The sequence below is a fragment of the Vibrio sp. QJM3NY_27 genome (genome assembly GCF_057785955.1).
The window spans coordinates 909,339-923,587 of the sequence record NZ_CM173511.1 but is presented as its reverse complement, the minus strand read 5'-3'; the positions used below and the strand labels follow the sequence as shown (position 1 = coordinate 923,587).

12 protein-coding genes are annotated in these 14,249 nt (G+C 45.0%); all 12 read right to left on the bottom strand.

Annotated features, from left to right (window positions below):
* Positions 1-103 precede the first annotated feature (103 nt).
* On the bottom strand, positions 104-1,165 hold the full coding sequence (gene fliG, locus AC3CIA_RS04210; RefSeq protein WP_004736200.1) for a flagellar motor switch protein FliG: 1,062 nt from the start codon (positions 1,163-1,165) through the stop codon (positions 104-106).
* Positions 1,158-2,900 (bottom strand): flagellar basal-body MS-ring/collar protein FliF, encoded by a 1,743-nt coding sequence (gene fliF, locus AC3CIA_RS04205; protein WP_237299662.1) that lies wholly within the window; start codon positions 2,898-2,900, stop codon positions 1,158-1,160. The genes fliG and fliF overlap by 8 nt, the downstream gene beginning before the upstream one ends.
* A 16-nt stretch (positions 2,901-2,916) precedes the next feature.
* A complete protein-coding gene (fliE, locus tag AC3CIA_RS04200; protein ID WP_004736198.1) occupies positions 2,917-3,228 on the bottom strand; it encodes a flagellar hook-basal body complex protein FliE in 312 nt (103 codons plus the stop codon).
* Between the two features lie 132 nt (positions 3,229-3,360).
* Positions 3,361-4,770, bottom strand: coding sequence for a sigma-54-dependent transcriptional regulator (locus AC3CIA_RS04195; protein WP_488518568.1), 1,410 nt, complete (start codon positions 4,768-4,770; stop codon positions 3,361-3,363).
* A 33-nt stretch (positions 4,771-4,803) separates the two neighbouring features.
* Complete coding sequence (locus tag AC3CIA_RS04190) at positions 4,804-5,844, bottom strand: sensor histidine kinase (protein ID WP_017076823.1); 1,041 nt, start codon at positions 5,842-5,844, stop codon at positions 4,804-4,806.
* 185 nt (positions 5,845-6,029) lie between these two features.
* On the bottom strand, positions 6,030-7,496 hold the full coding sequence (locus AC3CIA_RS04185) for a sigma-54 dependent transcriptional regulator (RefSeq protein WP_004736195.1): 1,467 nt from the start codon (positions 7,494-7,496) through the stop codon (positions 6,030-6,032).
* 228 nt (positions 7,497-7,724) lie between these two features.
* Positions 7,725-8,135 carry a flagellar export chaperone FliS gene (gene fliS / locus AC3CIA_RS04180; protein WP_004736194.1) on the bottom strand — a complete coding sequence of 137 codons (411 nt, stop codon included), beginning with the start codon at positions 8,133-8,135 and terminating at the stop codon, positions 7,725-7,727.
* A 12-nt stretch (positions 8,136-8,147) separates the two neighbouring features.
* A complete protein-coding gene (gene fliT / locus AC3CIA_RS04175; RefSeq protein ID WP_004736193.1) occupies positions 8,148-8,453 on the bottom strand; it encodes a flagellar protein FliT in 306 nt (101 codons plus the stop codon).
* Between the two features lie 3 nt (positions 8,454-8,456).
* Entirely contained in the window at positions 8,457-10,484 is a 2,028-nt protein-coding gene (gene fliD / locus AC3CIA_RS04170) for a flagellar filament capping protein FliD (RefSeq protein ID WP_237299666.1), read from the bottom strand.
* 22 nt (positions 10,485-10,506) lie between these two features.
* Entirely contained in the window at positions 10,507-10,932 is a 426-nt protein-coding gene (gene flaG, locus AC3CIA_RS04165; RefSeq protein WP_237299669.1) for a flagellar protein FlaG, read from the bottom strand.
* Positions 10,933-11,013: 81 nt separating this feature from the next.
* Positions 11,014-12,144 carry a flagellin gene (locus AC3CIA_RS04160; protein WP_004736190.1) on the bottom strand — a complete coding sequence of 377 codons (1,131 nt, stop codon included), beginning with the start codon at positions 12,142-12,144 and terminating at the stop codon, positions 11,014-11,016.
* A 636-nt stretch (positions 12,145-12,780) separates the two neighbouring features.
* Positions 12,781-13,914 carry a flagellin gene (locus AC3CIA_RS04155; RefSeq protein ID WP_004736189.1) on the bottom strand — a complete coding sequence of 378 codons (1,134 nt, stop codon included), beginning with the start codon at positions 13,912-13,914 and terminating at the stop codon, positions 12,781-12,783.
* Between the last annotated feature and the right edge of the window lie 335 nt (positions 13,915-14,249).

Sequence of the window (14,249 nt, the reverse complement as noted above, 5' to 3'; positions counted from 1 at the left end):
CGTCCAGCTGCATGTAAATTCAAGCCGTTGAACGGAGTTAATCTTGGGTTCGAGATTGGATAAAGAAAAGCCCCAACAGTGTGGGGCTCTTGAGGTTTCTGTATTAAAGGAACTCGTCGGCGCCACCAGACAGCATAATCTCGCCACTGTCTGCCATCTTCCTCGCAATACCCAATATCTCTTTTTGAGCCGCTTCCACGTCAGAGACTTTTACTGGCGGCATCGCCTCAATGTCGTCTCTCATCATATCGGCAGCACGTTTAGACATGTTCTTGAAGATCTTCTCACGTAGACCGTCATCAGCACCTTTAAGCGCTTTTTGTAGAACGTCTTGTGGAACATCACGCAGCAGTCGTTGAACACCTTGGTCATCAACTTCAATAAGGTTTTCAAAGACAAACATAAGATCTTGAATCTGCGTTGCCATATCTTCGTCTTGATCTCGGATTTGATCCATCAAGACGCCTTCCACATTATTGTCCATGTAGTTCATGATCTCAGCCGCGGCTTTCAGGCCACCAATTTTGGCAGCTTGAGCACCCGCTTGACCCGCAAACTGTTTCTCCATGATTTCATTCAATTCAGCAAGAGCCGAAGGTTGAACTTCTTCAAGGTTAGCGATACGCATCATCAGATCCAGACGAACTCTTTCTGGGAATTGAGACAGAATCTCAGCCGACTGATCAGAATCGAGGTACGACAATACAATGGTTTGAATCTGAGGGTGCTCGTTGATGATGATACTCGCCACCTGACGAGGATCCATCCACTTAAGTGAGTCCAAACCTTTCGAGCCAGTACCAAGAAGGATTTGGTCAACAAGGTTATTCGCCTTGTCTTCACCCAAGGCAGCGACCAGCGCATTACGCATGAAGTCTTCACTGCCCATACCAATGTTGGTGTACTTCTGAATATCATCTAAGAAAGCACGGTGAACCGCTCCCACTTTTTCTTGGGATAGATCAGTAGCTCGCGCCATTGCACTACCCACACGCTGAACCTGCTTTGGCTCTAGGTGACGAATAATACCAGCAGCATCTTCTTCATTTAAACTTAGTAACAAGATCGCAGCACGTTCGTCGCCTGAGATAGAATCGATATCCACGCTAGAGACATCAAGCACTTCACCGCCTTCCGTTTGTTGTGGAACTATTTCGTTAGCCATCTACCATCCAATTCTTAACTACTTGAGCTGCTAGCTCTGGTTCATTCGCTACAAGTGCACGTACTGCTTTCAGCACGTCTTCGTCTTTATGAAGGTTTGGTAAGTCGATGCTTGAACCAAATTCAAACAACTCGCCACCTTCAATATCACCACCAATTAAGCTGGTTTCGCCGTCGGCACCAATTGGCATACCATCAGGGCCGTACATTTGGTCGTCGTCGTCAGCTGCTGGGTTAAGCAGTTTCTTCATTGCAGGGCGAACAAGTACCAATACCACGACAATAATAACCAACGCGCTCGCAAACCAGCGTACCCAATCATTGAAGTTTGGATGCTCCCAAATTGGCACATCAGCGACAACATCCGTCACTTGTGGTGCGAACTGCATGCTTAACACATTGAGTAAATCGCCACGATTTTCATCAAAACCGACAGTACCAATCAGTACCTGACGAATCGCATTAATTTCGCTGGCAGGGATTGGCGTATGAACCACTTCGCCCGTATCAGGGTTCAGTGATTGACGGTCTTTGATCGCTACCGATACCGTCTGACGGTTAACCGTGCCGCTCTGTTTACGTTCATGGCTGATGGTTGTGTCTAGCTCAAAGTTTCGGGTCGCTTCTTTGTGAATCGAGCCTTGCCCCGTCATCGCACCGTCTTTCATCTGAGCAACATCTTGGGGAATTGAAGCATCTGCAGGAGGCTGGTTACTCAAAGCACCAGGAATACCAGCCACAGTGTTGCCGTTGTTGTAATCTTCTAACGTGTATTCACTTCGAGTCGCTGGCGTATTCGGATCAAAACGTTTTCTCGTTTGTTCCACTGCACTAAAATCAAGCTGAATATCAACCTGAGCGGTATAGTTACCAAACCCAAGAATAGGAATTAGGATAGAGTCAATTTTTTCACGCAGCGCTTGCTCTTGATTGCGCTCTAGCTCATGTTCTTTACGACGCGCAGCTGACATCGGGTCTTGAGAACCTGAGTTCAACAGTCGGCCATGCTGATCGGTCACCGTGATACGTGAGGTTTTCATTCCCGGAACGGCACTTGCCACCATGTCGACAACAGAATCAACTTCTTGCTGCTTGAGGTTACTGCCCGTTTTCAGAGTCAGAAATACGGAAGCTGAGGCTTCTTGATTGTGACGAACAAAGACACTCTGCTTTGGCAAGGCTAATAAAACCTGAGCTTTACGTACCTGTTTCATCTGCTCAATGGCTTTCGCAAGCTGTCTTTCACGACTTAACTTAAGGCGCTCTTGCTCTAAACGTTGTGATACACCAAAACCCATGTCTTGCATGAGGATGTCATCACCGGCGTTTCGCTCTTGATTCAAACCCGCTCGTACCATATTAAGCTTTAATGAGTTGTACTCACTAGCCGGTACCGAGATAGTGTTACCTTCAAGAGTGTATTCGATCTTTTGTAGATCCAAGTAATCAAGAACGGGAATCAACTCTTCTGTTTCATAAGCCCCTAATGGACGCATTTCTGGCTCTTTCACCCAGAAAAACAGCATCACAATCAGCGCTACACAGATAGAAATAGATAGGACTAAGACGACCTGACGAAGTAAATCGAGATCACCGACGGCCATATCGAACTTAGAGGAACTGCGTTCACCTAGATCGGGATTTTGCCCTTCCCCATCAAGCTCCGAACCTGCAATGAGTGCATGGTCATTGCTATCGCTTACGGTTAAATCTGTTGTTTGACTATTATCTGCCACTATTTAATTACCCAACTTATACCGGCATATTCATCAGCTCTTTGTACGATTCGACCAATCTATTTCTAATTTGGATCGTCGCCTCAAAAGCCACACTAGATTTATTACGAGCAATCATCACGTCCGATAGAGACACGCTTTGGTCGCCACTATCAAAACGAGCTTGAAGATCACCTGAGGTTTTTTGTAATGAGTTCACGTTATTAATGGCCTGCGTCAGCATGTTGCCAAAATCTGCACCGACCGCTTGCCCCGTTGCAGCAGGACGCGCGCTAGCAGCTTCAACCATCATTGCCTGCATTTCGCCTTGTAAACCATCTATTCTCATCTACTACCTCAGGAGTCAAAATTATGACTATCTATTTAGCTGTATTATTGACAGAGCAATTAGCGTGCCACACATTAAATTGACTAGATATCGTAATACACTAGTCAGAAAGCTGACACTACTAACCTATCCTCAGTTTGGGATATCTATCCCAGCATCGCGCATCTTTGCCAACTTATAACGCAATGTACGAGGACTAATGCCCAACTTTTCTGCCATTTCTTTGCGTCGGCCATTACAAGCGATCAGCGTCTCAAGAATAATCGCATACTCTTGATCTCTAAGCTCATTACCTAACCCTTCGCTGCTGGCAGCCAGTTTATTGATTGGACTCGCTTCAGCTATCGGCTTAATTTCTGGCGCTGCAACACTGTTGCCTTCAACAATTTGCTGTAGGCCACTTGCGTCTTGCCAATCGACACCTTCAAGTAAGATGTGCTCACCTGAAATATTTTCTTGCTCACTCAGAATTAGAGCGCGCTGCACGACATTATCCAGTTCACGCACATTACCCGGCCACGGATAATTGACGAGCTTATTGATGGCTTGCTCGGACAGAACAGGAACGGGCATACCAAGTTTGGTGCAATGGCGCTCAACCAAGTGCTTCGCAAGCGGCTCAATATCGCCTTTACGTTCACACAGTGCTGGCCAAGTAATTGGAAATACATTCAGGCGGTAGTATAAATCCTCACGGAAATTCCCTTCAGAAACATACTGCTTTAGGTCGCGGTTACTGGTTGCCAGAACACGAACATCCAGTTTGATACTCTTGCGGCTACCAAGACGTTCAACTTCGCGCTCTTGCAACACGCGCAGTAGTTTCGCTTGTAGGCTAAGATCCATTTCACTGATCTCATCCAACAAAATAGTACCGCCTTGAGCTTGCTCAAATTTACCAGGACAAGCTTGAATAGCACCAGTAAATGCGCCTTTATCGTAGCCAAACAGTGTTGCTTCCAACATATTATCTGGAATCGCGGCACAGTTAATCGCAACAAACGGACCGTCTTTACGGCTCGAAGCGTTGTGAATATAGCGAGACATCACCTCTTTACCAGAACCACTTGGCCCCAACACCATGACGTTAGCATCGGTTTTAGCCACCTTGTCAGCCAACATCATTAACTTGATGCTTTTCTCATCGGCAACGATGGCATCGCCATTATCATCCGATTTTACCGGAGCATAACGGCTCACCATATTGAGCAGTACTTCAGGCGCAAATGGCTTTGCCATATAGTCTATAGCGCCCTCTTTCATTGCGGCAACGGCGTCTTCAATGTTGGCATACGCTGTCATCAACAATACTGGTAGATTTGGCCAATGCTGCTTGATATTTCTTAGCAGTGCTAAGCCGCCCATACCTGCCATCTGCACATCAGAGACAACAATATCAACGGAGTTCGATTTCAATTTTACCAGAGCATCTTCCGCACAATCCGCTTCCAGCCATTCATAGCCAGCAAGCGCGAGAGTGTCGACAAGGGCTTCGCGTAGACCTTCATCATCTTCGACGATTAACACTTTGCTTTGAGCCATAGGATTCTCCAGTGTAAATTCAGTTAAAACTTATTAGTCTTCAGAAGAAGCGCTTCTTTCCAGCGGTAGACACATAGTAAAGCATGCGCCATCCCCTTCTTCTGATATCAATTCCAGTCGGCCTTCATGTGCTCGACAGACCATTTGTACAACGGCTAAACCTAGACCTGTACCTTGCGAACGAGTGGTAAAGAAGGGTTCCATAATTTTACCTTGAAGCTCTTTCGGTACGCCGGGGCCACTGTCTTGCACTGATATCTTAAGCTCGCCGTTTACGGGCCTAAAAAAAACATCAATCTGCGATTCTTTACCCGCAATTTGCACTGCGTTCAAAACTAGGTTGCTCAGAGCAGAAGCTATAGCATTAGCATTGCCAAACATCTGAGTCTCTTCGCCTTCCACTTCTTGGCAATAATCAATCTGGTTCGATTTTAATGCCGCTTCCACCATTGGGTGAAATTCAGTGATCAGTTCAGCAACGGTAAATGGCTTCACAACCTTGTTGTCGCCACCTTTGGCAAACAACAGCATGTCGTTCACTTGCTTCTCTAAGTCATGCAATCTATCCATAAGCTTAGATTGAAAACGTGTCTTTGTTGCCGGCGGTAAGTTTGGCGCGGCAAGGTTTGATGCATAAAGCATGGCGCTAGAAAGTGGCGTACGAACCTGGTGTGCCAACGAGGCTACCATTCTGCCTAACGACGACAAGCGCTGAAGATCACTCACGCGAGACTGTAGAAGACGAGTTTCTGTCAGGTCGGTAATCAAGATAAGTTGACCCGTGGTAGAAGCTGAAATAGCCAAACGAACCTTACGCCCATTCTTCAGTGAGATCTCATGTCCATCATCGTCTTTTGGATCAAAGGCACTTTGAATAACCGAAAACCACTTCTCGCCCACCAGTTCCACACCTAAAATTCGGTGCGCTTCTGGGTTCGCTTCCCTTACTTCACCATGAGTATCTAACAAGATGACACCTGCTGGCATCACATCAAGCACTTGCTTATAGCGCTCAACCTGCTGTTCAACTGAATCTAGGTGTGACTGATTTTCTGATTCGTTAGATCCGTGCATGTCAAAAATTTGCCTCAAATACTAAAACAGCCTGACACGTAAAACACGCGTCAGGCTATTTGCTATATTTATCACATAGTTAAGCAAGCAACAACTCGACTATGCCCTCTCTATTCTCTCAACCAAAACGATGCTTTAACTCAACACCCGTCTTAATTTGATATCGCTGAACACGAATCTGAGCTCTATCGCTGTAGATTATACTTACGCATTTTTTCAACCAGAGTGGTTCTGCGCATTCCAAGCATGTCTGCAGCACGGGCAACAATGCCACCCTGCGCTTCCAAGGCTTGGTTAATCATGTTCACTTCCATATCCGCCAACAGCTCTTTCAAATTAACACCTTCTGGTGGTAACTCTTGAGGCGCATTCGCGTTATCGGCAAGATCATCTTGCTGGTCAAAGCTAAAATCTTCTGAGAACAAATCAGAAAGTGCATCACGTTCTTGCTCTTCTTCCGACACAAAGCGATTAAATTCAGGCTGGAACTCAGGGATATCACTGTATCTATATTTAGTGGGTAGATGATTCACATCAACCAAGCTATTCGGATACAGGATAACCATTCGCTCAACGAGGTTCGCTAGCTCACGAACGTTACCTGGCCAGTAGTGCTCCATCAAAGAATTGATAGCACGAGCCGTGAAGCAGATAGGCATACTGCCTTCCGCTTCCATTCGAGTCATTAGTTCTTGAAGCAACAGTGGAATATCTTCTTTACGATCTTGAAGCGCCGGCATTTCAATCGGGAATACATTCAAGCGGTAATAAAGGTCTTCACGGAACGAGTCATCGTCGATCATGTCTTCAAGATTGCGGTGTGTTGCTGCAATCACACGAACGTCAGCTTTAATGGTGCTGTTACCACCTACGCGTTCGAAACAGCGCTCTTGCAGTACACGCAACAACTTAACTTGCATTGCCATTGGCATATCGCCAATTTCATCAAGAAACAGTGTGCCACCTTCAGCCAATTCAAAGCGACCTTTTCGTGCGGTAATCGCACCAGTAAATGCGCCCTTCTCATGACCAAACAACTCACTTTCGAGTAAGTCTGGTGGAATAGCACCACAATTCACAGGCACGAAAGGCCCAGAACGGCGCTTAGAGTGATAGTGAATATTACGCGCTACGACTTCTTTGCCGGTACCAGATTCACCAAGAATCAGCACGTTCGCTTCCGTAGAAGAGACTTGTTCAATTAAGTGACGTACTTCTTGAATGCCAGCACTTTGCCCTACTAAGCTGCGAAACAGTGTGTTCTTGCGTGCCGAAGACACCACTTGAACACCCTTGCGGCCTAAGAAATCTTTACAGTGCCTTAATGCATCACTTAATTGCGGGTAGTTAAGAGGAAGTTCAAGCTCGCCAACATAGTTAGTTAGCTCGTCAACCGGGTGATTGTTTTTACCAATCACCAGTAAAGGGATGTGATTGGCGTGAACAAGCTTTTCGTTCAGTAATGCGTTGAAGCCTTTACCTTTAATGGTACCAATAATGCAGCCGGCCCACTGTAGTGACCAATCAACTTTACGTGCTTGTTCAGAGCTGATTACTTCGCAGCTCTCTCCTACAAACTCTAATATTGTGCTTAAATTGTGACGATCTTGAGCGCTATCGTCGACGACAAGCAGTTTTGCCAAACCTTGCATAAGTAGGAATTATTGCCTTTATTTTGGTGCGATGCAGAAAAACGGTGAGCGACGTAATCGATAAAACAGAGAAAAGTATCAATGATTATGGTCTACGTGGACAAATTTAGGAAATCAGCAACGAAAAAAGCCATTAGGCTATCTAATGGCTTCTATTTTATTTGATTAAAAAAATAAGGCAACCAACCAATTAAGGGATATGAGATTGGTTAAAACTGCAGTTTTTCTTTAAATACCTACGTCAGCAGACGTCAAGTTGTGATATTCGTTCGGAATTTGGTCCCAAGCGCTCTTAATTTCGCGGATAATATCGATAACATCATCAATAGGCTGTGGGTCATTTTTGTGATTTGCCGCAGAAATTTGCGTGATCATGAACTCATAAAGTTGATCTAGGTTTTTCGCAATATCGCCACCATCGTCCATAGACAGGCAACTACGTAGGCTAATAATGATATCCAGAGCCTTACCAAGTCGCTCGCCTTTCACTGGGATGTTGCCCGCTTGCATTGCCGCTTTACCTTGAATCAAGCGCTCGATAGCACCTGCCATTAGCATTTGTACAATCTTATGCGGTGAGGCAGCTGTTAGCTGACTATCCACTGATACCTTTTTATATGCCTGTAAAGAACCGCGCATAGTAAACCTCTTTTATAAAAACTTTTTGTATTGTTGAACTGATTTAGCGCCGTGACGATATTTGTGTAGGGTCTTACCGACTCGACTCGTCTCAGACTGCATCAATTCGACTAATTTTCTGGTTCTGGTAATGGCTTCAAACCACTCAGAACTTTGCTTAACGTCGGGGTGTGAGTCGATTATTTGAAGCACGTTTTGCAATAACTGTTCTCTGTTATCGACAAGCCGCGTTATTTCTTCAGCATTAATTTCACTAAATTCAAGCTTAGAGATAATTAATTGATCGAGTTCACAAAGCTCTTGCAGCTGACTGTTCATCTATTAGCCCAACGCATTCATCATACTGCCCAGCTGGGATTGCATCTTGCTAGTCGCATCTTGCATGGCAGTAAACTTAGAATGTGTGCGGTTTTCTAGGCTGTCCATGCGGCGATCGAGTGCGCTTTGATCATCAACCAAGCGGTAGTTTTGCTCGACTAAGCTCTTTTCTCTAGTACGAATCGAACCGGTGATACCTGTGATACCTTGAATCGCATCTTCCACTTTTTTGGCGAAACCATTGTTGCCGCCAAAGAACTCACCCAACTTATCGAAGTTATTATTAAGTTGACGATCAAGCATGTCGTAGTTAATTTCTAGCGAGCCTTGCCTTGTGGTCGTGATACCAAATTCAGTCAATGACTTGAGATTATCAGGCGCGCCTTCAATACTTGATGAGAACACCCCTTTCAATCGCGAGTCGGCATTACGTACAGTACTGTCGCCAGAAAGCGGCCCTTTTTGGCCAGTCGTTGGATCAACGCCCGCCAAGTTCTTAGACACTTGATAAAACTGATTGTAAGAGTTAACGAAAGATTCAATGTCTTGGCGCACACTATTACGGTCGTACTCAACACCGATTTCGGCCGGTGGCTTATCTTTGGGCGTTTTTCCTTTCACCGTAATATCGATACCTTCTACGGCATCTTCAATCACATTGTTATTACTAGAAAGCTGTGCAACGCCGTCTAGAACGACCATTGAATCTTGCCCCGCCTGAACTTCAGCCATACCGCTATAGGTATCAAAAGACTGTTGTGCCTGTTCGAGGTCAGCTTGCACTTTATCGACTTTCTCTAAAAGCTCACGCTCTTCGGGTTCTAATTTCGCACGCTCAATTTTTTTGGCTTGTTCCGCGGTCAATTCGCCTTTTTGAACTTTCTCAGCCAAATCGGCTTTTTCTTGTGAAATTTTATCTTCGATTCGCGCTTGTTCAGCTTCAAGCTTTTGCTGAGCTTCTTTCGGCGTCACATAAGAATCGGTCAGAGTACCCGAGGCAGCATTTGACCACCCCGGCACGTCAGGCGCCTTCTCTATCGCTTTTTCATCAAGCTCAAGTTCTGGTGTGTAGTAAGAATCTAAAAGAGTTCCTGAGGCTGTCTCAGTCCAACCTGGGATATTGTCTTCGGGCATCACAGACTTTGACGCCTGAGCTGCGTCTAGGGCAGCTTGACCATCGGCTGCAGCTTGCTCGCCGTAGCTAAGACTTTGAGAGTCTCCGTCAACATCTGAGGCAGAATCGGTTTGGGTTGCTGGGATAACATTTCCGTCTTCATCGAGTTTTTCACTCGCATTTGGTTCATCGTTAGCGATCGCTTCATCGATGAGTTCAACGGCTTTTCCTGCAGGGGTTAGAGCAAGAACATCTTGTGCAGCAAGGCGCGCTTTCTCAAGCGCCTTCACACGCTCTTCTAGAGTTTTGTATTCGAGTTTTTTTAGAGGATTAGCAGCATCAGACTCTACATTAATGCTGATCTGCTGATCTGAACCAGACTGGTTCGAGGCGACAATAAGTCGTGGGCCTTCGACATCATTGATAATAGATGCACGAACGCCTGGATTGCTATCTGCGCCGTTTATACTGCGAACGACATCGATAAGTTTCGATCTGTCGCCAACTTGCACATCAAAGCTGTCATCACCAAGCGAAACCTGCAGCTTACCTGGGCCAAATTTCATGTCCTCTGACAGTACATCAGAAGCCACTTTATGACTCTGGGCAAGCTGCAACACATCGATGGCATATTTGCCAGCGATCGCTTCGGTAGTCGCGGTTGCAGAAACCAGACCTTCATCGGTACTTTCAACTGTTCGCACAGCAAAAGCTTTTTCCTGACGAAAGTTTGTCATCAGGTTTTTCATCGAATCAAGGGATTCTCTGAGTCTTCCATAGGCACTAATGCTGGTATCGATTCGCGTTCGTTCATTATCAATTCGTTGCTGTTTAGGTACACGCTCCGAATCAACAATTTTGCTGACCATGGAATTGATATCCATGCCAGACGAAATCCCCATTGGGCCAAAACTCATTAAACCACCTCAATAATACGACTTAAACCTTCACCTCAAATATTCTACTATTTGAATTTTGGGCTGCTAGGCGTCTTAGAATTTCAAGCATTTCTTCGTCAGGGATCTGGCGAATAATATCACCGGTAGTGGTCTCATAAATGGTAACCACATCTCTCCCCGACTCTTCATCGACTTTAAAGGCAACACCCTTGTTGAGAGAGGAGATAAACTCGTTTACCTTCTCTACCATCTTGACTCGCTCTTCATCGTTTAACTCTTGTCGATGTTGAGCTAATTGAATCGCCGCTTCGGTAGCTTGCTCTTTCGATTTTTCTACCTTGCCATAAGATGTTGCTTCTTTCAGTCGTGAAGTGCTCAACGCACTACTACCTTCATCGCTTGCAAATTTAATGCCATTAGGTGAGCCATAAGGCTGGATGTTCGATGCGTTGGATGGTATTTCCATAACAGTCTCCCTCCCTCCTTTGTGAGCCATACAGTAAAACTCTACCCAGAGTAGAGTTTACCGCCACTTACCGAGGTAAGTTTAGCCCAATAAGCTTAGAGCTGCTGATGGTGATTGTTTTGCTTGAGCTAGGATAGAAGTACTCGCCTGTTGTAGGATTTGAGACTTCGTCATCGCTGTCGTTTCTTTCGCGTAATCAGTATCTTTGATACGGCTCTTAGATGCATTAACGTTTTCGTTGATGTTATCTAAGTTGCTGATTGCGTGGTCAAAACGGTTTTGGAAAGCACCAAGAGAAGCACGGTTACTATCAACAGATTTTAGTGCGCCATCAATGATAGATACCGCTTCGTTCGCGCCAGCAACCGATGTTACGTCAATGTCGTTAACAGTAACGTCTTTAGCTGCACCAATACCAAGTTCACCAGCAAGGCTGCCGCCGAACTCAACATCACCTTCAACTTTTTGGCTTGAAGCGAAAAGTTGCAGTTTGCCGCCTTCACCAACTGACGCTTTAACGTCTTGGCTCTGACCGTTGATGTAAGTTGCTAGCTCTTCCATATCGTTGCCTTCCTTCGCAGAAATAGACAACTCTTGTGCTTCACCAAACTTATCGTTGTATTTGATAGTCAGATCAGAACCTGCAGCTACACGCCAAGAAGCATCTTTGCCTTCTGTAACGCCGTAGCTCTTGCCACCCATGTCTTGAGTGTCAGTACGCATGTTATTCATAGTCAGCATTACTGCTTCACCAGAATCAGCACCGATTTGGAAAGATTGGCTGCCGTAAGTACCGTTAAGAAGCTTGTTACCACCAAAAGAGGTCGTTTCAGCAATACGGTTAAGTTCAGTGTTTAGAGCAGAGACTTCTTCTTGGATCGCAACACGTTCAGATTTGCTGTTTGAACCATTTGAAGATTGAAGAGAAAGGTCACGCATACGTTGCAGAATGTTGGTTGACTCATTCATTGCACCTTCAGCTGTCTGTGCAATAGAGATACCATCATTCGCGTTTTTCACAGCCATATCTAGGCCACGGCTTTGCGACGTTAAGCGGTTAGAGATTTGTAGGCCTGCAGCATCATCTTTTGCGCTATTGATTTTATAGCCAGAAGACAAACGCTCCATTGATTTTTGAGTACCTTCAGCCGCGCTATTTAGGTAGCGCTGAGCCGTCATTGCAGACACATTAGTGCTTACATTAATCGCCATAGTTGATCTCCTTTAGGCATTTTTTAATGTACTTATGTGACTCTCACCTCACACAAATACATGTCAATTTTGTTTATGCACCAGTGTCTCTCTCACCTTACATTGGTACATATCATTTCTCTCAATCCCTTTAACGGCCCCTTAATTAGAAGCTTTAATAAAAATTGCGAGTTTTTTCGTATTATTTTCAACAACAAGGAAAAGTGTGATCGGGCTTCAATTAATAGGGCGACATTCGCTAAAGTTTCGTATCTTCGCTCATTTATAAGTGTCGCCTTGCGCATAAAAACCAAAGCAGATCCCTGATATCTCGTTCTACTCGATTCTGGGATAACGAAAGACTGCTTCGATGTAGTAAGCGAGGAAATCATCATTTCCCAATTCCCGTCATTCCCTACAGTGAGGAACGAACGTGATAGGGAATCTCGCTTTTGCTCCTGCTTACCAACATTGCACTTTCCAAATACACCTTCGCCAAATTGCAGGCAATAAAAAACCCAGCCGAAGCTGGGTCTGTTTAGCGCTCATCTCTCACCACGAGCTAATTTGTGGAGGCCTAACGTTAACGCTTATGATCAACAACGCTTATAGTCAACAGCGCTTATAACCAACGTGGCAACGTGGCTTTTTAATCGATTAACCTAGTAGGCTAAGTGCCGAGTTCGGAGCTTGCTTCGCTTGAGCAAGGATCGAGCTTGAAGCTTGAGAAAGGATCTGAGACTTAGTCATCTGAGTCGTTTCTTTCGCGAAGTCGGTATCTTTAATACGGCTCTTAGATGCGTTAACGTTCTCGTTAATGTTGTCTAAATTGCTGATAGCGTGGTCGAAACGGTTTTGGAAAGCACCCAGTTCAGCACGGTGGCTATCTACATACTTAAGTGCCGCATCGATAACTGCAACAGATTCTTGTGCGCCGCCAACTGATGTTACGTCGATAGTATCAACCGTTACATCTTTACCAGGTTGCATGCCTAGTTCACCAGCAAGGCTGCCAGAGAATGCCACTTCGCCTTCAACTTTATTGTTGCCAGTAAACATTTGCAGCTTACCGTCTTCAGTTACAGACGCTTTAACAGAATCTTGTTGACCGTTGATGTACGTTGCTAGCTCTTCGATGTCGTCGCCCGCTTTCGCAGACACATCGATTTCTTGTGCTTGGCCGAAGTTATCAGTGAACGACATTTTTAGGTCGTTTGCCCCAGCTTGAACGTTCCAGTCTTTGTCTTTCGCGTTCTCAGTTTGGTAGCTTTTACCACCCATCTGAGCGTTATCAGAGCGCATGTCTTTCAGTTGAAGCATTACCGCTTCACCGTTATCCGCACCGATTTGGAATGATTTAGTACCGTGAGTACCGTTAAGCAGCTTATTGCCACCGAAAGACGTTGTTTCCGCGATACGGTTTAATTCGTCATTCAGTGCTGTTACTTCTTCTTGAATCGCTACACGCTCAGATTTTGAGTTTGAGCCGTTTGAAGATTGTAGAGACAAATCACGCATACGTTGCAGGATGTTCGTTGTCTCGTTCATTGCACCTTCAGCAGTTTGTGCAATTGAGATACCGTCATTCGCGTTACGAACAGCAACATCAAGGCCGCGGCTCTGAACGTTCAAACGGTTCGAGATTTGTAGGCCCGCAGCGTCATCTTTTGCGCTGTTGATTTTAGAGCCTGAAGCTAGACGCTCCATTGATGTTTGTTGTGCGCTGTTTGCGTTGTTTAGGTAACGTTGCGCTGTCATCGCTGAAACGTTTGTATTTACATTCACTGCCATGGTGATTTCTCCAATTGATTTTCCGGTATAGCGGTTTCCGACGTCTCGGAAAACCAAGTAGTTCTCTCAAAGTTACATTTAATAACGGCTCAAAATCCCGAAGCTTTAGAAAAACTTTAAAAAAACCACAAATAAAATAATAAATCATTATTTATCAGTAGTTTAAATTTCACGCTTTTCTAAAAAGGCGATAGAGCTTAATCGGGTACAAACCTTAATTTGTTCAAAAAATACGCTAATCGCCGTTCAAGTTGCTCAACGCTCAGAAATGATCAATCACCAAAGATCATTGATGGGCATAAAAATTGTGCAATTCATCTAGCTAAGCAGAGCAT

Bases quoted from the DNA above. Each gene is read 5' to 3' on its own strand.
- fliG (WP_004736200.1), bottom strand. From the start codon at position 1,165: ATGGCTAACGAAATAGTTCCACAACAAACGGAAGGCGGTGAAGTGCTT.
- fliE (WP_004736198.1), bottom strand. From the start codon at position 3,228: ATGAGAATAGATGGTTTACAAGGCGAAATGCAGGCAATGATGGTTGAA.
- AC3CIA_RS04195 (WP_488518568.1), bottom strand. From the start codon at position 4,770: ATGGCTCAAAGCAAAGTGTTAATCGTCGAAGATGATGAAGGTCTACGC.
- AC3CIA_RS04190 (WP_017076823.1), bottom strand. From the start codon at position 5,844: ATGCACGGATCTAACGAATCAGAAAATCAGTCACACCTAGATTCAGTT.
- AC3CIA_RS04185 (WP_004736195.1), bottom strand. From the start codon at position 7,496: ATGCAAGGTTTGGCAAAACTGCTTGTCGTCGACGATAGCGCTCAAGAT.
- fliS (WP_004736194.1), bottom strand. From the start codon at position 8,135: ATGCGCGGTTCTTTACAGGCATATAAAAAGGTATCAGTGGATAGTCAG.
- fliT (WP_004736193.1), bottom strand. From the start codon at position 8,453: ATGAACAGTCAGCTGCAAGAGCTTTGTGAACTCGATCAATTAATTATC.
- fliD (WP_237299666.1), bottom strand. From the start codon at position 10,484: ATGAGTTTTGGCCCAATGGGGATTTCGTCTGGCATGGATATCAATTCC.
- flaG (WP_237299669.1), bottom strand. From the start codon at position 10,932: ATGGAAATACCATCCAACGCATCGAACATCCAGCCTTATGGCTCACCT.
- AC3CIA_RS04160 (WP_004736190.1), bottom strand. From the start codon at position 12,144: ATGGCGATTAATGTAAGCACTAATGTGTCTGCAATGACGGCTCAGCGC.
- AC3CIA_RS04155 (WP_004736189.1), bottom strand. From the start codon at position 13,914: ATGGCAGTGAATGTAAATACAAACGTTTCAGCGATGACAGCGCAACGT.